This is a genomic window from Streptomyces angustmyceticus (genome assembly GCF_019933235.1).
GTDB classification, from domain to species: Bacteria; Actinomycetota; Actinomycetes; order Streptomycetales; family Streptomycetaceae; genus Streptomyces; species Streptomyces angustmyceticus.
Window position 1 is genome coordinate 3255981 of sequence record NZ_CP082945.1, and the last position, 20111, is coordinate 3276091.

Genomic DNA, 20111 nt, shown 5'->3' on the forward strand with positions numbered 1-20111 from the left:
GCCGCCGCCCGGTCGGTCCGGACGGCGGCTTCCTCAAGCGGTCGCACGGGGTCGCTCCCCCGCGACGGGCGGGATCACCCGGCGAACGGGATCACCCCGCGGGCGGGATCACTCCCACTCGATGGTGCCCGGCGGCTTGCTCGTGACATCGAGGACGACGCGGTTGACGTCGGCGACCTCGTTGGTGATGCGGGTCGAGATCCGCGCCAGCACGTCGTACGGCATCCGGGTCCAGTCCGCGGTCATCGCGTCCTCGGAGGACACCGGGCGCAGCACGATCGGGTGGCCGTAGGTGCGGCCGTCGCCCTGGACGCCGACCGAGCGGACGTCGGCGAGCAGGACCACGGGGCACTGCCAGATCTCGCGGTCCAGGCCGGCCGCGGTCAGCTCCTCGCGGGCGATGGCGTCGGCCTCGCGCAGCAGGTCCAGGCGCTCCTTGGTGACCTCGCCGACGATGCGGATGCCCAGGCCGGGGCCGGGGAACGGCTGGCGGTGGACGATCTCGTCCGGCAGGCCGAGCTCCGAGCCGACCATCCGGACCTCGTCCTTGAACAGCTGGCGCAGCGGCTCGACGAGCTGGAACTCGATGTCGTCGGGGAGTCCGCCGACGTTGTGGTGCGACTTGATGTTGGCGGTGCCCGTGCCGCCGCCGGACTCGACGATGTCCGGGTAGAGCGTGCCCTGGACCAGGAAGGCGACTTCCTCGCCCTCGGCGCCGGCCTCGGCGACCAGCTCGGCCTGGGCCTGCTCGAAGACGCGGATGAACTCGCGCCCGATGATCTTCCGCTTCTGCTCGGGGTCGCTGACCCCGGCCAGCGCGGTCAGGAAGCGCTCCTCGGCGTCGACGACCTTCAGCTGGACGCCGGTGGCGGCCACGAAGTCCTTCTCGACCTGCTCGGACTCGCCCTTGCGCTGGAGGCCGTGGTCGACGTAGACGCAGGTCAGCTGGTCGCCGATGGCCTTCTGCACGATGGCGGCGGCCACCGAGGAGTCCACGCCGCCGGACAGCGCGCAGATGGCGCGCTTGGTGCCGACCTGGGCACGGATCGCGGCGACCTGCTCCTCGACCACGCTGGTGGTGGTCCAGCTGGGCTCGATGCCCGCGCCGCGGTAGAGGAAGTGCTCCAGGACCTGCTGGCCGTGCGTGGAGTGCATGACCTCGGGGTGGTACTGGACGCCGTAGAGCTTCTTCTCGTCGTTCTCGAAGGCGGCGACGGGCACCACGTCCGTGGACGCGGTGACCGTGAAGCCCTCGGGGGCGGCGGAGCAGGCGTCGCCGTGGGACATCCACACCGACTGCTCGGCGGGGGTGCCCTCGAAGAGGGTGGATCCGGGGCGGGAGACGGTCAGCGGGGTGCGGCCGTACTCCCGGGCTCCGGTGTTGTCGACGGTGCCGCCGAGGGCGGTCGCCATGAGCTGGAAGCCGTAGCACATGCCGAAGACCGGGACACCGGCCTCGAACAGCGAGCGGTCCAGGCGGGGGGCGCCGTCGGCGTAGACCGACGAGGGGCCGCCGGAGAGGATGATCGCCTTCGGGTTCTTCGCGAGCATCTCCGCCACCGGCATGGTGGACGGCACGATCTCGCTGTAGACCCGGGCCTCACGGACTCGGCGGGCGATGAGCTGGGCGTACTGCGCGCCGAAGTCGACTACGAGGACGACGTCCGGGGCAGCGGCAGGGGGCGCTGATGGCACTTCGGCGGCCTTCCGGCGGTGTGGAGCAGGGGTTGGACTTTCGATTCTAACGGGCTCATACTGAGCCCCATGTCCAAGCAGCTGACCTTCGTCTTTACCTATGGCACCGGCCCGTCCGGCTGCCATGGTCGTGCTGCTTGATCCACTGACGAGCAACTTCCCAGGCGCCCCGGGCCGACAAGGTCCGGGGCGCCTGCGTCTGTCGGGACCGATCGTCGGCTCCGGGGCCCGCACACCCCAGGAGACACGGACATGAGCCCGCAGACCACCACCCCCTCCACCGGCGCCCGCACCCCGGAAGCGGCCGGGATCATCCAGGACGCGCGGCAGCGGATCGATGATCTCGACGGCCGGATCATCGGCCTCGTGCAGGAACGGATGGCCGTCTCGGCCGTCATCCAGCGCGAGCGCCTCTCCTCCGGCGGCCGCCGGGTGAACCTCTCCCGCGAGATGGAGATCCTCGCCCACTACCGCGACCAGCTCGGCAAGCCGGGCACCGCGCTGGCGATGACGCTGCTGGAGCTGTCCCGGGGCCAGATCTGAGGCGGGCGGAGTACGGGGCGGCCGCCGCCCTGTCGGGGCCGCCTCGTGGCTGATTCTGGACGGTATGCGGTCGGTTTCCGGGGGGCCGGGGCGCGTGGTGCTACGCGTGCGCCCCGGCGCAGCTGCCGGATCTGCGTTCGGTTGCCGACTCACCCGTACGGCGCGTGACCGGCCGCCGCGAGGCTTCGTTGTTCCCGGTGCCACGCCAGCCAGGCGCGGCCTGCAGGACTACGCGTAGACGCCGCCTCACGGGCGGAACCCGGAGCGATGAGACGCCGGCCGCCAGCCGCGGCCCGCGTCGTGGGACCTCGCCCCGGTGCCGTGACCGGTCAGCAGGGGACAGCAGCCCGGTCACATCCGATGGGGTGGTCGGTCCTGGGGACGCCCGGGACCGACCGCATCCGGTCGAAACGGTTGCGCCAGGTGAGGCGTATCCAGGACGATGCTTGACGAACGACCTGCCGCTTCCGGTACGGACCCGGGCACGACCACGGGCACGGCCGGCGCGGACATTCGCACCCCCCATGCACCACCCGAGAGCCAGCGGCGCTACCCCCCCCCAGCGCCGCCCCTCGGTGCCGGCGCCGCCCTGACGCCGGCACCGAAAGCAAAGGGCCCCGTGGCCGTCCGCACACCCCCCTCGCGGACGGCGTCCGGGGCCCTTCGCATGGGGTGGTGCGCCCGGCGCACGGCCCTCGTGGAGGCCGTCCCGCGCGCTGCCGCCGCGGCTTCCTGTGGGGAAGCTGTGAGACCCCTGTGACGGATGTGACCGGCATCACGACAGGCTTTCTTGTTGAGCAGGCAACCTTTTTCGGCCATGGCTGGTCATGTACCTGCAATCGCACGGCCCTACCGCGCCCCACCGCGACGGCCCGCTGCCCACGTGTGCCCCCCACGGCACTTCGGCCCCGAGAGGTCTTCCCGATGAAGCTTCGCCGTGCCCTGACGGCTGCCGCCGCGACGGCCGTCATCGCCCCTGCCGCCCTCCTGGCGGCCCCCGCCGCGTTCGCGACCGGCCCCGACACCGGGACGAGCGCGAGCGCCGAGCCGACCCCCGGCACCCCCGGCCCGGAACACTCCGACGACACCACGACGCAGCCGGCGGCCCCGGGTGCCGGTGACGGGAGCACGCCGGGCGACGACACGGCCGGCGACGGCACCACGACCGGCGAGGAGGCCGGGACGGGCGACGGGACCGGGAGCGGGACCGGGTCCGGGACCGGCGAGGACTCCGGGGACGGTGACGGCACCGGGTCGGCCGGGCCGGCCGGCCCGGCCGACGCCACCAAGCCCGGCGGCGCCACCGAGCCCCCGGCCTCGGGCAAGCCCACCGAGCCGGGCGAACCCGGGGACGCCGACTGCACGGTCGACGACGCCGCCATCAAGGTCACCGTCGCCGGCCTGCCCTCCAAGCTCGTCGCGGGCGGCGGCTGGCAGGGCTTCCGCGTGCACCTGGCCAACACCACGGACCGCACGCTGGACGAGGTCTACCCGGTCCTCTACGCCGTGCCGACCGGGAACATCGACCACCCCAGGTCGCAGCTCGACCTGGAGTACCGGAACCCCGATACCGGCACCTGGACCTCGTTCGACGAGTGGACCGACGGCGAGTACTTCGGCTGGTTCCGGCTCGACGCGCACCAGACCGCCGAACTCGAACTGCGTATCCGCGCCGACAAGGGCGCCACGGCCGGTGACGGCTTCGCGCTGGTGGCGGGCGACTACCAGAACGAGGACGGCTCCTGCGGCTGGTCCGAGGAGCAGTGGTACGACTTCACGATCCTGCCCGCCGGCAGCAAGCCGGGGAAGATCCCGCCGGCCGGGCCCGGCAAGCCCGGCAACAAGCCCCGTCCGCAGGGCGGCGGGAAGCCCGTGAGCGCCGCCAAGCCGAAGGCCGGCCTGGACAAGCTGCCGGTGACCGGCAACCTCGCCGAGACCGGCGCCTCCTCCGCGCTGCCGGCGCTCGGCCTGGCGGGCGCCGCCGCCGTGGCCGTCGGCGCGGGCGCCGTCTTCGTCGTCCGCCGGCGCAGGGCGGACGGCGGCGCCGCGTAACGGCGGGGCACTGAGCTGAAGGGCCGCACCCGGGGACGGTGCGGCCCTTCTTCGTACCCCCTGGGACTTCGTCCCCCTGGGTCAGGACTTCTTCGGCGGCACCGTCGGGACGGCCAGGAACGGGAGGTTCAGCGCTCCGAAGGCCCTCGCGGGGACGGCGGGGCTCACCGGCTCGACGGGCGCCAGCCGCCGGTAGGGCCGGCCCTGGGCGGGGCGCGGGTCCGGCTCGCCCTTGTTGGGCCACAGCGACATCGCGCGCTCGGCCTGGGCGGTGATGGTCAGGGACGGGTTGACGCCGAGGTTGGCGGAGACCGCGGCGCCGTCGACCACCGAGATGCCCGGGTGGCCGTAGAGGCGGTGGTAGGGGTCGATGACGCCGGTGTCGCCGGAGTCGCCGATCGGGCAGCCGCCGAGGAAGTGCGCGGTGAGCGGAGTGCCCATCAGTTCACCGATGTTGGAGCCGGCGAAGCCGTTGATCTCCTCGGACAGCAGGGTCGCCGCCCGGGTGGCCTCGGGGATCTGGTTCGGGTTGGGGGCCCCGTGCCCCTGGCGCGCGGTGAGCAGGCCCTTGCCCAGCCCCTTCGGCTTCCGGTACGTCGTCAGGGAGTTGTCCAGGGACTGCATGACCAGGCCGATGATGGTCCGCTCCGACCAGCGGCGGTTGGACAGCGAGCGGAGCGCCAGCCAGGGGTGCCGGGCCACGTTGCCCAGCCAGCCCGCGACGCGTCCGGCGGGCCGGTAGGGGACCTGGAGGATCGTCATGCCCCCCATCGCGTTGGAGCCCTTGCCGTAGCGCACCGGCTCGATATGGGTGTTCTCGTCGGGGTGGATCGACGACGTGATCGCCACGCCCTTGGTGAAGTCGGCCTTCGCCGCGCCGTGCCGCTTGCGGTAGCGGCGGTTGTCGGTCTGCGCGCCCACCAGCGCCTCGGAGTTGGTCCGGGTCAGCGAGCCGAGCCGGCCGGAGAGGTGCGGGAGCCGCCCGCTGTCCTTCATCCGGTGCAGCAGGCTCTGGGTGCCGTAGGTGCCGGCCGCGAGGACCACGCGCCGGGCCGTGAACGTCCGGCCCGCGCCCTTCTTCTTGTTGTCGGTCGGCAGCGTGCCGACGGCGAAGCCGCCGCGGGAGTCCTCGGTGAGCGTGACGACGGAGGTCATCGGGTGGATGACGGCTCCGGCCCGTTCGGCGAGGTGGAGGTAGTTCTCGTTGAGGGTGTTCTTCGCGCCGTGGCGGCAGCCCGTCATGCACTCGCCGCACTCGGTGCACGCCGTGCGGGAGGGGCCCGCGCCACCGAAGTACGGGTCCGCGACCTCTTCCCCGGGCGCCGCCTTCGCGGTCCCGTCCCCCTCGTCGCCGACGGCGTCCCGGCCGTCCCCGAAGAAGACGCCGACCGGCGCCATGTGGAAGGAGTCGCCGACGCCCATGGCCTGCGCGGTCGCCTTCAGGTGCACGTCGGACGGCGTCATCGTGGGGTTGAGCCGTACGCCCAGCATCCGCTGCGCCTGGTCGTAGTACGGCTTCAACTCCTCCTGCCAGTCGGTGATGTGCTTCCACTGCGGGTCGTCGAAGAACGGCTCGGGCGGGACGTAGAGGGTGTTGGCGTAGTTCAGCGAGCCGCCGCCGACCCCGGCGCCCGCCAGGACCATGACGTTCCCCAGCAGGTGGATGCGCTGGATGCCGTAGAGGCCGAGGGCGGGGGCCCACAGGTAGTTCTTGAGGTCCCAGGAATTCTTCGGGAGCGTCTCGCGGGTGAAGCGGCGGCCGGCCTCGAGGACGCCGACGCGGTAGCCCTTCTCGGTCAGCCGGAGGGCGGAGACCGAGCCGCCGAAGCCGGAGCCGATGACGAGCACGTCGTAGTCGTATCCGTCGGCGCGGGCGTCCCGCGGCTCCGGGGCGTCCCGGGTGCCGGGGGCGTCCCGGGTGCCGGGGGCGTCCCGGCCGCCGCTCCCGTCCTGGCTGCGGGCAGAGTTCTCCTGGGGCACTGGCTCTCCCTGCTGAAGTGTTAGCGGAGTCGGAACGCCTTCATCGCGCGCAGGCTGCGGGTCATGAACTCGGCGTACTTCTCGTCGGTCATCCCGAAGGCCGGCGCCAGCGGCATCAGGCGCTGGTGGGCGACGGTCTGCGCCTCGGTGTACTTGAGGATGCCCTCGGAGCCGTGCCGGCGGCCCAGGCCCGAGTCCCCCATGCCGCCCATCGGCGCCTGCACGCTGGCGTACCCGGCGGCGTAGGACTCGTTGACGTTGACCGTGCCGGTGCGCAGCCGGGCGGCGACCGCGCGGCCGCGGGGACCGTCCTTCGTCCAGACGCTGGAATTGAGCCCGTACGGGGTGGCGTTGGCGAGCGCCACCGCCTCGTCCTCGTCGCGGAAGCGGTAAATGGAGACGACCGGGCCGAAGGTCTCCTCGTCGCAGACCGCCATCGGGGCCTGGACGCCGTCGAGGATGGTCGGCTCGTAGAAGAGCGGGCCGATGTCGGGGCGGGGGCGGCCGCCGGCGACCAGCCGGGCGCCCTTGGCGACGGCCTCCTCGACGTGGCGGGTGACGGTCTCCAGCTGCCGCTCGCCGACCAGCGAGCCCATGTCGGCGCCGTAGGCGAGGGAGTTGCCCAGCCGCATCGCCTTCGTACGGGCGGCGAAGCGCTGGAGGAAGTCGTCGGCGATGGACTCGTGGACGTAGAGCCGCTCGATGGAGATGCACAGCTGGCCGGCGGAGGCGAAGCAGCCGCGGACGGCGCCGGCGGCGGCCTTCTCCACATCGGCGTCCTCCAGCACCAACATGGCGTTCTTGCCGCCGAGTTCGAGCGAGACGCCGACCAGCCGGGCGGCGGCGCCCTGGGCGACCTCGCGGCCCGTACGGGTCGAGCCGGTGAAGGAGACGTAGTCGGCGTGCTCGACGACGGCGGGGCCGACGACCGGGCCCTCGCCCAGCACGACCTGCCAGACGTCCTCGGGCAGCCCGGCCTCGATGAGCTGCTCACGGGCCCACAGCGCGGTCAGCGCGGTCTCCGTGTCGGGCTTCATGACGACGGCGTTGCCCGCGACGAAGGCCGGCAGGGCGTCGCCCACGGACAGCTCGAAGGGGTAGTTCCAGGGGGCGATCTGCCCGACGACGCCCCGGGGCTGGCGGAGCTCGGTGACCTTGGTGAGGGTCGGTACGACGCCGGTGCGGGCCTTGGGCTTGAGGTAGGCGTGGGCCCGGCGGCCGTAGTGGCGGGCGGTGACGGTGACCGCCTGCACCTCCTCGTGGGCGTGCAGCCGCGCCTTGCCGGTCTCCAGCTGGATCAGGTCGAGCACCTCGGCCTGCCGGCGCAGCACCAGGTCGTGGAAGCGGAGCAGGACCGCGGCGCGCTGCTTGACGGGGACCTTGGCCCAGCGCTCCTGGGCGGCGCGGGCCCGCTCGAAGGCGGTGGCGACGTCCTCGGGGGTGGACTCGGGCAGGTCGGCCAGCTTCTCCCCGGTGAACGGGCTGTGGTTGGCGGTGCGGCCGGTGCCGACCACGCCACGGGTGAGCCGGGCGGCGACCTCGGGGGTGACCACGTCGGCGGCGGTGCGGGCGCCCGCCGGCGCGGGGGCGACCGGGTTGCCGCCCTCGGGCGCCCCGGGGGCCTCGGCGGTGGCGGTGGCCGCGGGGGCGTCGGCGGGGGCCTCGACGGGTGCTTCGGCGGGGGCCTGGGCGGCGGTGGAGGCGGCTGTTCCGGTGTCCTGCGAGTCCGTCATGTCGGCGAGCGTATGCCTCCCCGGACGCTTTGTGTACCCGGCAGTAATGAGTTTTCACGCGGCACGCACAATCGTGCCAGCGTCCGCTGGCCGCAAGGGGGCTGGTCTGGGGCGACCGGCGCCCCGGGGTCACGCCCCGGTCAGCCGGAACGCGTCCAGCGCGGTGTGGAGGTGGCGTGCGGCCTCGGTGCGCGCGCCGACCGGGCAGGAGATCCACACGTCGACCGTCCGGCCGCCCTCGTCCCAGCTGAGGTCGTCGGTGTACCGGGGGCCGCCGTCGGCCGCACCGCCGTCCCAGACGAACTCCCAGCGCCCGGCCCGCAGCCCGTGGCGGGTGGTCCCGGTGACCCGCCCCCGGCGGTAGCCGCGGTAGTGGGCGGGCCCCTGGGCGTCCGCCGTGCGCATCGCCCCCAACGGCCCCTCCGGCAACCGCCGCTGCACCTGGACGCCGATCCGGATGCGCCGGCCCCGGGAAGCGTAGTAGACGCGGCCGTTCTCGTAGGAGCGGGAGAAGCCGTCCGGTACGGCGAGCACGAAGCCGACGGGGTCGCGGACGAGGCGGTAACCGGCGGGGAGCGTGGCGGTGGCCCCCGGGGCGGGCGGCGGGGTGACCGTGACGGTGGGCCGGGCACTGCCGGGGGCCGGGCGCCGCGCCGTCCCCGCGCCGGAGGCCCGCGGGGAGGGGCCGCCGGTGCCGTCGCCCGTGCCGTCGCGGTGCGTCAGCAGGAGGGCGACGCCCGCGCCCGCGCCGCCGATCACCAGCGCGGCGAGCGCCACCAGCACGGCGGTGCGGAGGCGGCCGGTGTGCGGGCGGACGGCCGCGGCCAGCGCCCGGTCGTCGAGCGCCGCCGGGATCGGCAGTCCGGGCGCCCGGCCGCCCGCGCGCCCGCCCTGGCCTCCGCCGCCGCTCCTGCTGGGGGCGGCGGCCAGGGCGGGGTCGGTGGGGGCCGTGGGCGGGGCGCCTGAGGGCAACGGGGCCTCGGGGGAAGGGGGTTCGCCTGAGGGAGGGTCGCCCGGGGGACGTTCGGCGGGCCGTGGTTCGGCGGGCCGCGGGAGGCCGGTGGGTGGCGGGTCGCCGGGTGACGGGTCGCCGGACGGGGGTTCGCTCGGCGGGTGTTCGCTGGGCAGGTCGTCGCCGGGGCCGTCGTGCGGGGAGTCGTGGGCGTCGGGGGCGGGGTGGCGCGGCGGGTGGTGCGGTCCGGCGCCGGGGCGGGGGCCGGCCGGGCCGCCGGGCGCGCCCGCCACCGCCGCCGCTTCCCCCTCCGCCACCGCTGCCGCGGGCCCCCGCTGGTGCCCCCGCTCCGGAGCCCGCCCCGACCGCAGATAGCCGCGCAACAGCCGCTCCGTCTCGGCGATCCCGAGCCGGCGCTCCGGATCGCGCTCCAGCAGCCCCGCCACGACGGCGTGCAGCGCCCGTGCGGCCTCCGGGAAGGCGATGTCCTCATAGACGACGGCGTGCAGCACCCCGCCCAGCGAGTCGCGGTGGAACGGCGAGGTGCCGCTGAGCGCGGCGCACAGCAGCACCCCGAGCGACCAGAGGTCGGCCTCGGGCCCCGTGCCACGGCCGGACATCCTTTCCGGCGCGGTGTATTCGGGCGAGCCGACGAAGCCGCCGGTGTCGGTCAGCGTGGGGACGCCGGGGACCTGGGCGATCCCGAAGTCGGTGAGCACGACCCGGCCGGTGCCCGACTCCAGCAGGACGTTGGCGGGTTTGAGGTCACGGTGCAGCACCCCGCGGGTGTGCGCGGCCCTCAGCGCGCCCAGCAGCGCGATCCCGATCCGGGCGGCCTCCCGCGGCGCGACCGGCCCGCCGCTGCGCAGCCGGTGGTCCAGCGACGGCCCCTCCACCAGCTCCATCACAATCCACGGCCGCCCGTCCTGCTCGACCACGTCGTGCACGACGATCACATTCGGGTGCTTGATCCCGGCGACCGTCCGCGCCTCCCGCATCGCCCGCTCGCGCTGCACCCGCGGCCCCGGCCCGGCCGGCTCCTCGCCGTCGTCCTCGTCCACGTGCAGTTCCTTGACGGCGACCTGACGGCCCAGCAGCTCGTCGGTGGCGCGCCAGACCGTCCCCATGCCGCCGCGGCCCAGCCGCGCTTCCAGGCGGTACCGGCCACCGATCAGCCGGCCCTCGCCCCCGAAGATCCCCATGTCCCCATCTTTCCGGCACCGGCCCCCCTCCGGAAGGGCGGCACCTCAGGACCGGCCACGACCGCGCCTCCCCCGCCGCAGGGACCAGTCATGGCCGCCCCTCCCCTGCCGCCGCGCCAAGCCGCCGTGATCCACTGCCCCCATGGAGGCAGTTGTTGCGAGCGTGGTGGCCGTCGTCGGCACCCTGCTGGGTTCCGGCGTCACCCATTTCTTCCAGAGCCGGGCGGCCGAGCGCAGCGAGCAGTTCGCCCGCGCCGAGCGGCTGCGGCAGGAACGCATCGACGCGTACTGCGCGTACGCGGGGGCGCTGCTGGACTACCGGCGGGTCCTCGTCCACCGCTGGTTCGTTCTCCACGAGGAGGACCGCTGCGACGAGGACTCCCCCGAGCTGCGCGAGGAGGTGTACAAGACCCGCTACACCGCCCAAGAGGCCATGTTCCGGGCCCAGATGGTGACCGACGACCCCCGGATACTCGAACGCAGCGAGCAGGTGATGGCCGAGACCACCGAGCTGCACTGGGCCCCCGACCGGGAGGCCCTCACCGCGCTGCGGGCCACCACCCGCCAGGGCATCCGCGACTTCATCGCGGCCACCGCCCGGCAGGTGCGCTGACCACCCGGAAGCCGGACCACACGAGACACGGGGTGGAACCTCCACCGGCTCCCCCACCGTCCTTGACACAGTGAGGCTGTCGTACGGGAACGACCGGTGCGGCGGCTACGAGAGGCGGATCGGGGGTCGGTCATGGTGATGCAGGACGGCGGAACGGTGGACGTCCGCCCGGACGCCGATCCCGGCCGGGCCGCCCCGGAACACGGCGGCGCCTACCTCGCGACCGCGCTGTCCCTGGCCCTCTACTCGTGCGTCCTGGTCGCCTGGACGCTCTACGGACTCGCCCAAGGGGAGGGCAGCGTCTGGGACTTCCTGGAGGGCCTGTTCAACCCGGGCGCCTCCCCCGCGACGCAGATCCTCGGACCGTACGAATGGGCCTTCTCCGTCGGGTTCCTGGTGATCGCCGGACTGGCGCTGGCCCGGCGCCGGGTGGCGCGCTCCGCGGCGCTGCTGACCGGATGCGTCCTGCTCGCCGTCTCCCTCCGGGAGGCCGTGGGCCTCTTCGACGCCGCCTACCGCGATCAGTACCGCCTCGACCCGCTGGGCGGGTGGGTGCTCGCCACCCGCGGGCTGGGGCTGGTGGTGGCGCTGGTCGTCCTCTTCGCGCTCTTCCCGGCCACCGAGCGCCGGGACGGGCACCGGTCCGCCCCCGGAACGGCCGGCCCGGACGGCTGGCGGCTCCGCTCGTCCCGGATCTGCGGGGTGCTGTTCCTGCTGATGAGCCTGGCGCGGATCGGCTGGACCGTCTTCACCGTGGCGGCCCCCGAGGTCGACGCGCGCCGCTATCTGCGCGGAGTGGTCGACGGCTCGCTCCTCGGCACCCTCGACCTGGCCGCGCCCGGCGATTTCACCACCGTCGGCTCGGTGCTCGTGCTCCTGGTCCTGGGCGTCCTGGCCTTCCGCGGCCGGCGGGACGTGCGCGGGGCGCTCATGATGTTCGCGGCGCTGGAGCTGTACATGACGGTGCGGACGGTCGTCATGCTGACCGTCACGGACTTCTTCAACCGCTCCTTCGAGACCCCCGAGGGCGCTCTGTCCCTGGCCACGACCGCCTACGCCCTGGCGGCCATGACCTCGGTCGTCGTCCTGACCACCACCCGCGGCTCCACCCCGTACCCCGGCCTGCGCACGGAGGGGGTCCGGGCGGCGGCGGTGGGGCGGGGCGGGGGGTTGTAGGGACGGGTCCGCGGCGCACGGGCGTAGCGTGGTCGGTACGTCCTTCTCGCGGGGGTGGCCATGGAGTTGTCCGAGGAACCCGGCATCGGTGAGCGCATCGCGCGGCTGCGCGCCCGCCGGAAGCTGACGCAGGAGGCCCTCGCCGAACGGGCGGGCCTGTGCGTCGACATCGTCCGCAAGCTCGAACAGGGCGTGCGCCGCACGGCGCGGCTGACCACGCTCAACGCGCTGGCCAGAGCCCTGGACGTGGAGCCGTCGGCCCTCGTCGGACAGCCCGCCACCTTCGAGGGGCGCACCGAGGGCGAGCAGCCCTCCGTCCTGGCGCTGCGCCAGGCCGTGGCGCCGGTGTCCGACCTGCTGGGCGACGATCCCGACCCCGAGGACCCGCCGGGCATCGCGGCGCTGCGGGCCTCCCTGCGGTCGACGGAACGCATCCGCCGCGACGGGCGGATGGCGGAAATCGGCGCGCTGCTGCCGCAGTTGATCAGGGATGCGAAGGCCGCCGCCCGCGCCACCACCGGCGCCGAGGCCGCCGCGGCCCACTCGGTCCTGGCCGAGGCGTACCAGGTCGCCGCCACGACGCTGACGGCGCTGGGCAAGGAGGACGCCGCCTTCACCGCCCTGGAACGGTCGATGTCCGCGGCGGCCCAGGGGGACGACCCCCACCTGGAGACCGTCGGCTTCTCCAGCCTCGCCTGGGCGCTGACCAAGCAGGGGCGGCTGGCCGACGCCGAACGCGTCGCGCTGAGCGCCGCCGAACGCATCGAGCCGGGCTTCCGCTCGCCGCCGCTCGAACTGGCCCTGTGGGGCATCCTGCTGCTGCGTGCGGCGACGGCCGCGGTCCGTCTGGAGCGGCGCGACACCGTACGGGACCTGCTCGCGATGGCGAGCGCGGCCGCGGCCGGCATCGGCACGGACCGTCTCGACTACGCGACGCCGTTCGGCCCGACGAACGTCGGCGTGGCCCGGGTCAACTTCCTGGTGGAGATGGAGGACAGTGCCGAGGCACTGCGCACCGCGCGCACCGTACCCGAGCTGCAGACGCTGCCCCCGACGTGGCGTGCGCGCTTCCACGTGGACCGGGCCCTGGCCCTCGCCGATCTGCACAAGGACGACGGCGCGCTCCAGGCGCTGCTGACCGCCGAGCGCACCGCCCCGGAGTGGATGCGCTACCACTCCACGAGCCGCCGCCTGGTGGCCGACCTCCGCCACCGCGAACGACGACGCACCTCACCGCTCACGGAGCTGGCCGACCGCCTCGATCTCGACGGGTAGGACAGGGCGTCCCAGCAGGGGCGGAAAGTGGCACAGCGCGTCCCTGTCGGGGGCGCCGGCCCTTCCCTAGCGTGGCCGCGCCGTCAGGACGACGGCCCCGGCGGCCGCCGCGAACGGCCCCGGGCCACGCCACCCCGCGAAAGCAGGCCCCCGTGCCCGACGTTCCCCCGGCCCGCAGCCCCCTCCGCACGCCCCCGCGGACCGCACAAGCGGAGGGCGCCCGATGAGCACACCCCCCACGCCCCGGCTGCTCCCCTGGGCCGGTCCGGACGGCAAACCCTGCTATCTGCTCACGGACCGGGACGACAGCCTTCTTTCGGAGCGGGCCGATCAGGTGGAGGCGCTGCAACTGCGGATGGGGGCCGGGTTACTGGAGCACGCCCGGGTTCTGATCGACGATCCGTCGGTGGACTCGCGGCAGTTGCGGTTTTTGTCGGCCCAGCTCAGCGCGGCGCTGGGCGACGTCCTGCGCGTCGCACAGAGCCGCGGCGCGCGCTCCGGACGCCAGGAAGAGGCGCCTGACCAGGTCTTTTGAGGGCGCACCAGAGGACTTTCGCCGCGTGCGGGAGAGATCCCCCTCCGAACCGCCCCCGCACGCGCGAAGCGGCCGCCGCGTGTGGGGGTCGCGGCGGCCGCCGATGTGAACTGCAACGCGTACTGGGCCTGTGGCCTCTTCAGTGGTGCAGCATGTGAACAACTCTGCCCGTGGGGGCTTCCCCGCGGCATCCTCCAGAGGTCGCGGGATCACCCCCGCCGCTCGGCGGGGGTGCGGGTCCGCCGCAGGGCGGTCCCGGGGGACAGGGAAACGGAATCGCGCGGCGCAGGGCGGTTCCGCAAGCTCGGGCGGTGCGAAGGAGAAAGGGGCGGCCGGTGATCCGTGTCGCTGTGGTGGACGACGAGCGGCTCGTCAGGTCCGGACTGCGGATGATCCTGGGGACCGCCCCGGACATCGAGATGGTCGCGGACTGCGGCGGCGCCGAGGCCGTGGAGACCGTGCTGCGCTGTGCGGCCGACGTCGTGCTGCTGGACATCCGGATGCCGGACGTGGACGGGCTGACCGTGCTGCGCCGGCTGCGGGCCGCCCCGGAACCGCCCGCGGTGGCGATGCTGACCACCTTCGACGCCCAGGAGTACCTGACGGCGGCGCTGCGCGAGGGGGCGGCCGGGTTCCTGCTCAAGGACTCCGATCCGGAACAGCTCGTACGGGCCGTGCGGACGCTGGCGGCGGGCGGCAGCGTGCTCGACCCGGGCGTCACCCGCGCGGTGATCGGCGGCTATCTGACCGCCGAGGACCAGGCGTCCGCGAACCGGGCGGTGGACGGGCTGACCCCGCGCGAGTCGCAGGTGCTCGCCCTGCTCGGGGAGGGCCTGGGCAACGCCCAGATAGCCGACCGGATGGGGCTCGCCCCCAGTACGGTCAAGGACCATGTGCGCGCCCTGCTGGGGAAGTTGGGCGGGATCAACCGCATCCAGGCGGCCATCGTCGCCGACCGCGCCGGCCTGGTGACGGGCGACCCGCGGGGTGCGTGGTGAGCGCCGCGTGGGTGCGGTGGCTGCGGTACAAGGCCGCCCCGCTGGCGGTCCCGGTGCTGCTCGCGATCGCCGACGCGATGCTGGTCAACGGCATCGACCTCGACCTGGAGGTGGGCGTCTCGATGGGGGCCGCGGCCGCCCTGCTGGTGCGCCGGCGCTTCCCTCTCCTCGTCTTCCTCTTCACCCTTCCCGGGCTCTACATCGGCTACATCTGGTTCGCGCCGATGATCGCGCTCTACACCCTGGCCGCCCGCCGGCCGGGCCGGGCCCGGCTCGTGATCTGTGCGCTGCTGCTGATCGCCGCGCACTTCCTGCCGTATCCGATCTCCGACTTCGAACTCACCGCGTACCGGGAGAACACCCTGGTGCTGATCGACGCGAGCGTCACCTCGGCCGCGCCCATCGCCCTGGGCCTGCTGATGCGCACCCGCAGGGAACTGGCCTCCCGCGTCGAGGACCTGACCCGCAGTCTGCGCCGGGAGGACCGGCTGCTCGCCGACCGGGTCAAGACCACCGAACGCGCCCGGCTCGCCCGCGAGATGCACGACGTGGTGGCCCATCAGGTCAGCCTGATCAGCCTCCAGGCGGGGGCGGTGCAGGTCAGCACGGACGACGCGGAGGCACGGGCGGGCGCCCGGACCATCCGGGAACTGTCCGTGCGGACGCTGGAGGAGCTGCGGCACATGGTGGGCGTGCTGCGGGCGGACGGCGGCGAGGCGGAGGCCCGCGACCTGGCGCCCCAGCCGGACCTGGAGGAGCTGCCGCGGCTGATCGAGATGAGCGCGCTGGATGTGACGTACGAGCGCGGCGTGGTGGCCGGCGCCGGCGGGGCGAACGGCGCCAAGACGGTGGAGCGGGCTGCCTTCCGCACGGTTCAGGAGGCGCTCACCAACATCCGCAAGCACGCGCCGGGGGCGCGGGTGCGGGTGCGGGTGGACCCGGTGGACACGGTCCGGGGTGCGGACGGGGCCCACGGGCCGGAGGGGGCGGACGGTGCGGAGGCGGCCGAGGAGGGCCGTACGGCGCACGGCCTGCGGGTGGAGATACGCAACGGACCGCCGGACGCGACGGCGCCGGTCCCCGGGCTGCCCGGAGGCGGACACGGGCTGGTGGGGCTGCGCGAGCGCGCCCAGAGCCTCGGCGGGACGCTGGAGGCGCGGCGCACCTCGGACGGCGGCTTCGTCGTACGGGCGGAGTTCCCGTACGCGGCGGGGTGAGTCGGCGGACGAGCCGGATGGCCGTACGGGGCGCGCGGCCGGGCCAGGGGTGCATCCCGGCGTGGGTGTCCCGGCGGGACCGACAGGGGTGTCCCGGCGGGGTGGTGCGGAGGTGTCAGGCGGAGAGCGGTGCGGCGGCCTCGTCGACGGCGGTGCTCAGGTCCGGGTAGACCTCGAAGAGCCGGCGTACGCCCAGCGCGGCCAGCACCCGGTTGACGTGCGAGCCGTCCACGGCGCCCTGGGCGGGGAGGATCAGCCGCAGCCGCCCCTGACAGGAGCGCATCAGCCGGCGGGCGGCGATCAGCACGCCGACGCCGCTGGAATCGCAGAACCGCACCTCGGAGAGGTCGAGCACCACAGATCTCCGGCCGTCCGCCACCGCGTCGTGCACATGCTGGCGCACCGCGGGTGAGGTGACCAGGTCCATCTCACCGGACACCTGGAGCACGGCCCATGGGCCCTTCTCGTCCTCTGCCACCTTCAACGACACGCGCTCGAAGCCTTTCGCTCGCTTTCGTACCGGATGAACCGGGGCGGTATCCGGAACTCGCCCTTCCCCGCCTCGACTGCCCGGCCCCTCTCCCCTGAAACTCTTCCGAATCCTTGGCGCACCAGGCCGTCCGCCTAAGGCTATGCCCCGGCGGGCGCAGCTCTTGGCCGACATCCGGTCACACACGGATAACACATGGCCCTATGTGCGCAGGAACGATCCGCATCGATCCGCTGTGATCGGGCAGTATCGCCACAAAGCGCGGGCACCGGCCCGTCAGGGCTTTACCATCCCCGTACCCCTCGGGGATCGGTTTGCCGCAAAGGCGCGTGCGGTGTCGGACCCTCGCATTACATTCGAGGGCACGACGGGTGCTGTGAGAGTGCGCACAGGTCCGGACAGGCGCAGGTGCAGGTGCAGGAGTGACGGCCGAGGTGTGAGCCCGGAGGCGACGGGCAGGGATGGGGATCCGATGGGACACGACGCCCCACCGCGGTGGGACAGGCGGATGCAGCAGCGGCTCGCCCACGGCGAGGCGGCGGCGCTCGGCGAGCTCTACGACCGCTTCGCCTCCCTCGTGCACAGCCTCGCCCACCGCGTCCTGGACGACGAGGACGCCGCCGACCGCGTCACCCGCGAGGTCTTCGGCTACATCTGGGAACACCCGGACTCCTACGACCCCAAGCAGGGCCCGCTGCGCTCCTGGGTCGCCGGCATCACCCGCCACCAGGCCGTCCAGCGCCTGCGCCAGACGGAGGCGGCCTCGGCGCGCGACTGCGGACCCGACGCCCCCGCGCCCGCCGAGATAGAGGAGAAGATCCGCGAGGCGTCCACCGCCGCCCGCGCCGACTTCATCGTCACGTCCATGCCCGCGCCCCTGCGGGCCGCCCTGGAACTGGCGTACTTCCAGCGCCGGGACTACCGCCAGACCGCCGCCGACCTCGGCGTCACGGAGGACGAGGCCCGGCGCCGGCTCCGCCTGGGCCTGCAGCTGCTGTCCACCGCCCACAACCACCAGGCCCTGCCGCCCGCCCACCGCACGGCACCCGCCCCGCACTCCGCCCCCGGCGCGACCCGTGCGCCGCACGCTCCCCGCGGGCCGCGCCCGTCGCACACCCAGCACACCCAGCACACCCAGCACACCGGCCAGGGGACCTCCGCACCGCCCGGCGGCCCTGGCCATGGGCGGTCCCGGTGAACGGCCCGGACGAGTGGGACGACCACGAACTCCCCAGCAGCCCCGGCGAACGCCCGCGCATACCGTCACCGCGCACCGCGGCCGAGGACCTCGGCCCGCTCCCGGACGCCCAGCCGGCCCCCGTCCGCGACCCGGTGCAGGACACCGGCGGCGGCCCCCGCGAACCGGAAGCCGAGCCCGTGACCGAGCTGCCCGCGTCCGTACCCCTCCCCGCGTCGGCGCCCGCCCCGCCGCACAAGGTCCTCAAGTCGCTGCTCGGCGCCTGGGCCCTGTCGGCCTGCTCCGCCGAGGAGACGGCCGCGGTCGAGGCCCATCTGACCGACTGCAGCCTCGTGCGCGGACGAGGCGCTGCGGCTGCGCGACGCCGTCGGACTGCTGCACCCCGCCGACAGCCTCGACCTCGACCCGCTGCTGCGCTCCCGTGTGCTGGAGGGCTGCCTCGGCCGCCGTCCGGCCCGTATCCCGGTGCCCGAGTGGGCGACGCCGTACGACGCGGAGACCGCCAAGCTGGACGCGCTGCTGCGTGACATGGGCGAGGCGGAGTGGCGCGCGCCGGTGCGGCTGCGCTGGTTCGAGGGCGAGCGCCCGGTCGAGCGGGAGACCACCGTCGCCGGTGTGATGGGGCATCTGATGGCGGTGGACGGCTTGGTCGCGACGGCCCTCGGGCTGCCCGACCCGCTCGGCACGGCCGCCCCGCCGGGCACCCCCGACCCCCTCATCCGTACGGAAACGTTCTGGCGGACGCCGGAGGGCGAACCGAACCCGCTCGCCCTCCGCGCACCGTGGCGCGACCAGAGCTACGCGCTGATACGGCAGGTGTCGTTCGCCGGTGACCGGGTCGCCGAACTCGCCGTCCCGTACGGGGAGTTCCGGCTGGCGCTGCGCGACTCGTTCCTGGACCGCGCCTTCGAGTGCTGGGTGCACGCCGGGGACATCGCGGAGGCGGTGGACTATCCGTACGAGGCCCCGGCGTCCGGGCACCTCCACCAGATGGTCGACCTCGCCGCCCGGCTGCTGCCCAGCGCGCTGGCCGACCGCCGGCGGGCCGGGCTGGCCGCGCCGCCGCAGCGGCTGGTCGAGGCGGGCGCCCCGGGCCGGACGCTCCATCTGGAGGTCGAGGGCAACGGCGGCGGCCACTGGTACATAGCGCTGGACTCACCGGCCGCGCTCGGCACCCCGGAGCGCACCGTCGCCCACATCGCCCTGGACAGCGCCGAGTTCTGCCAGCTGGCCGCGGGCCACATCTCTCCCGAGGAGGCCGCGGCCGGACAGAACGGCGAACGGGACGCGATCCGCGAGGTGCTCTTCGCGACCGCGTCGCTGTCCCGGCTCTAGAGGGCGGGGGCTCGGGGGGCCGGGCCCGGGGGCGGGCCCCCTCGCCCGTAAGGGGCGGTCGAACGAGTCCCGTAGGGGGTCCGAGCGCCCCTTCGGGGCCACAACGCGGGAGGCGCGGAAGGTATTCCGCGGCGGAGGCACTCCGCGCCGGAAGGCGCTCCCGCAGCGGAAGGCGTCGCGCGGCAGAGCGCGCTCCGCCGCGCCTGGACGACGCCCTACGCGAAGACGACCGTCCGGCTGCCGTTGAGCAGCACCCGGCGCTCGCTGTGCCACTTCACCGCGCGGGCCAGTGCCTGGCACTCGACGTCCCGGCCGATGGCCACGAGCTGGTCCGGCGTGACGTCGTGCCCCACGCGCTCGACCTCCTGCTCGATGATCGGGCCCTCGTCGAGGTCCGCGGTGACGTAGTGCGCGGTGGCGCCGATGAGCTTCACGCCGCGGGCGTGCGCCTGGTGGTACGGCTTGGCGCCCTTGAAGCTCGGGAGGAAGGAGTGGTGGATGTTGATGATCCGGCCGGACAGCGCCTTGCACAGATCGTCGGAGAGCACCTGCATGTAGCGGGCGAGCACCACCAGCTCGACGTTCTCCGCCCGCACCAGCTCCAGCAGCCGCGCCTCGGCGTCCGCCTTGGTGTCGCGGGTGACCGGGATGTGGTGGAAGGGGATGTCGTACGAGCCGACCAGCTCGGCGAAGTCCGTGTGGTTGGAGACCACGGCCGCGATCTCGACCGGCAGCGCGCCGATCCGGGAGCGGAAGAGCAGGTCGTTGAGGCAGTGCCCGAACTTGGACACCATCAGGACGATCCGCATCTTCTCGTCGGCCCGGTGGATCTGCCAGTCCATGCCGAAGGAGTCGCCCACCGCCGCGAAGCTGGCCCGCAGCTTGTCGACGCTCACCGAGGCGTCCGCGCTGAAGTGGACCCGCATGAAGAACAGCCCGGTGTCGTGGTCGCCGAACTGCTGGCTGTCCTCGATGTTGCAGCCGGTGATGAAGAGGTAGCTGGAGACGGCGTGCACGATCCCCTGCTTGTCCGGGCAGGACAGGGTGAGGACGTACTGATCGTTCCGATCGTGCTGACCGGGCTGGGTGGGCTGCGACTCGCTCATGACCTCATAGG

General features: G+C 74.0%; 14 protein-coding genes and 2 pseudogenes. 10 read left to right on the plus strand and 6 right to left on the minus strand.

All coding sequences use genetic code 11. From position 1 onward, the window contains the following. Positions 1-108 precede the first annotated feature (108 nt). On the minus strand, positions 109-1695 hold the full coding sequence (gene guaA, locus K7396_RS14550; RefSeq protein ID WP_086718408.1) for a glutamine-hydrolyzing GMP synthase: 1587 nt from the start codon (positions 1693-1695) through the stop codon (positions 109-111). 252 nt (positions 1696-1947) lie between these two features. Here guaA and K7396_RS14555 point away from each other — a divergent pair, with 252 nt between their 5' ends. Next, positions 1948-2238, plus strand: a complete 291-nt coding sequence (locus K7396_RS14555; RefSeq protein ID WP_086718407.1) for a chorismate mutase — start codon at positions 1948-1950, stop codon at positions 2236-2238. Positions 2239-3162: 924 nt separating this feature from the next. Further along, the gene (locus tag K7396_RS14560; protein ID WP_152104709.1) at positions 3163-4290 is read left to right on the plus strand and encodes an LAETG motif-containing sortase-dependent surface protein; all 1128 of its coding nucleotides are present in this window, start codon (positions 3163-3165) and stop codon (positions 4288-4290) included. Between the two features lie 81 nt (positions 4291-4371). Here K7396_RS14560 and K7396_RS14565 read toward each other — a convergent pair whose 3' ends face one another. From K7396_RS14565 to K7396_RS14575, 3 genes are all read right to left on the minus strand, one after another. Beyond that, complete coding sequence (locus K7396_RS14565) at positions 4372-6270, minus strand: GMC family oxidoreductase (protein WP_086718865.1); 1899 nt, start codon at positions 6268-6270, stop codon at positions 4372-4374. A gap of 20 nt (positions 6271-6290) precedes the next feature. Beyond that, positions 6291-8003, minus strand: a complete 1713-nt coding sequence (locus K7396_RS14570) for a succinic semialdehyde dehydrogenase (RefSeq protein ID WP_086718864.1) — start codon at positions 8001-8003, stop codon at positions 6291-6293. Between the two features lie 129 nt (positions 8004-8132). Continuing rightward, entirely contained in the window at positions 8133-10157 is a 2025-nt protein-coding gene (locus K7396_RS14575) for a serine/threonine-protein kinase (protein ID WP_152104710.1), read from the minus strand. A gap of 142 nt (positions 10158-10299) precedes the next feature. On the opposite strand from K7396_RS14575, the gene K7396_RS14580 reads away from it, so the two are divergent. From K7396_RS14580 to K7396_RS14605, 6 genes are all read left to right on the plus strand, one after another. Next, entirely contained in the window at positions 10300-10770 is a 471-nt protein-coding gene (locus K7396_RS14580; RefSeq protein WP_086721678.1) for a hypothetical protein, read from the plus strand. Between the two features lie 132 nt (positions 10771-10902). After that, the gene (locus tag K7396_RS14585; RefSeq protein WP_152104711.1) at positions 10903-11946 is read left to right on the plus strand and encodes a hypothetical protein; all 1044 of its coding nucleotides are present in this window, start codon (positions 10903-10905) and stop codon (positions 11944-11946) included. Between the two features lie 60 nt (positions 11947-12006). Then, positions 12007-13221, plus strand: a complete 1215-nt coding sequence (locus K7396_RS14590; protein WP_086717411.1) for a helix-turn-helix domain-containing protein — start codon at positions 12007-12009, stop codon at positions 13219-13221. A 223-nt stretch (positions 13222-13444) separates the two neighbouring features. After that, positions 13445-13756, plus strand: a complete 312-nt coding sequence (locus K7396_RS14595; protein ID WP_152104712.1) for a hypothetical protein — start codon at positions 13445-13447, stop codon at positions 13754-13756. A 335-nt stretch (positions 13757-14091) separates the two neighbouring features. Then, positions 14092-14754, plus strand: coding sequence for a response regulator (locus K7396_RS14600; protein WP_152104713.1), 663 nt, complete (start codon positions 14092-14094; stop codon positions 14752-14754). Beyond that, the gene (locus K7396_RS14605; RefSeq protein WP_086721706.1) at positions 14751-15971 is read left to right on the plus strand and encodes a sensor histidine kinase; all 1221 of its coding nucleotides are present in this window, start codon (positions 14751-14753) and stop codon (positions 15969-15971) included. The genes K7396_RS14600 and K7396_RS14605 overlap by 4 nt, the downstream gene beginning before the upstream one ends. A 115-nt stretch (positions 15972-16086) precedes the next feature. Here K7396_RS14605 and K7396_RS14610 read toward each other — a convergent pair whose 3' ends face one another. Then, positions 16087-16461 carry an STAS domain-containing protein gene (locus tag K7396_RS14610; protein ID WP_086721705.1) on the minus strand — a complete coding sequence of 125 codons (375 nt, stop codon included), beginning with the start codon at positions 16459-16461 and terminating at the stop codon, positions 16087-16089. A gap of 472 nt (positions 16462-16933) precedes the next feature. On the opposite strand from K7396_RS14610, the pseudogene K7396_RS14615 reads away from it, so the two are divergent. Continuing rightward, positions 16934-17470: pseudogene (locus K7396_RS14615) on the plus strand (sigma-70 family RNA polymerase sigma factor); the annotation flags it as partial. Between the two features lie 185 nt (positions 17471-17655). After that, positions 17656-18994: pseudogene (locus K7396_RS14620) on the plus strand (zf-HC2 domain-containing protein). A gap of 215 nt (positions 18995-19209) precedes the next feature. Here the strand turns inward: K7396_RS14620 and purU are convergent. Next, complete coding sequence (gene purU, locus K7396_RS14625) at positions 19210-20100, minus strand: formyltetrahydrofolate deformylase (protein WP_086718620.1); 891 nt, start codon at positions 20098-20100, stop codon at positions 19210-19212. Positions 20101-20111 lie beyond the last annotated feature (11 nt).

What these genes read in the sequence shown, in the direction of transcription:
- K7396_RS14555 (WP_086718407.1), top strand. Translation starts at nt 1,948, where the DNA reads ATGAGCCCGCAGACCACCACCCCCTCCACCGGCGCCCGCACCCCGGAA.
- K7396_RS14560 (WP_152104709.1), top strand. Translation starts at nt 3,163, where the DNA reads ATGAAGCTTCGCCGTGCCCTGACGGCTGCCGCCGCGACGGCCGTCATC.
- K7396_RS14570 (WP_086718864.1), bottom strand. Translation starts at nt 8,003, where the DNA reads ATGACGGACTCGCAGGACACCGGAACAGCCGCCTCCACCGCCGCCCAG.
- K7396_RS14575 (WP_152104710.1), bottom strand. Translation starts at nt 10,157, where the DNA reads ATGGGGATCTTCGGGGGCGAGGGCCGGCTGATCGGTGGCCGGTACCGC.
- K7396_RS14580 (WP_086721678.1), top strand. Translation starts at nt 10,300, where the DNA reads ATGGAGGCAGTTGTTGCGAGCGTGGTGGCCGTCGTCGGCACCCTGCTG.
- K7396_RS14585 (WP_152104711.1), top strand. Translation starts at nt 10,903, where the DNA reads ATGGTGATGCAGGACGGCGGAACGGTGGACGTCCGCCCGGACGCCGAT.
- K7396_RS14590 (WP_086717411.1), top strand. Translation starts at nt 12,007, where the DNA reads ATGGAGTTGTCCGAGGAACCCGGCATCGGTGAGCGCATCGCGCGGCTG.
- K7396_RS14595 (WP_152104712.1), top strand. Translation starts at nt 13,445, where the DNA reads ATGAGCACACCCCCCACGCCCCGGCTGCTCCCCTGGGCCGGTCCGGAC.
- purU (WP_086718620.1), bottom strand. Translation starts at nt 20,100, where the DNA reads ATGAGCGAGTCGCAGCCCACCCAGCCCGGTCAGCACGATCGGAACGAT.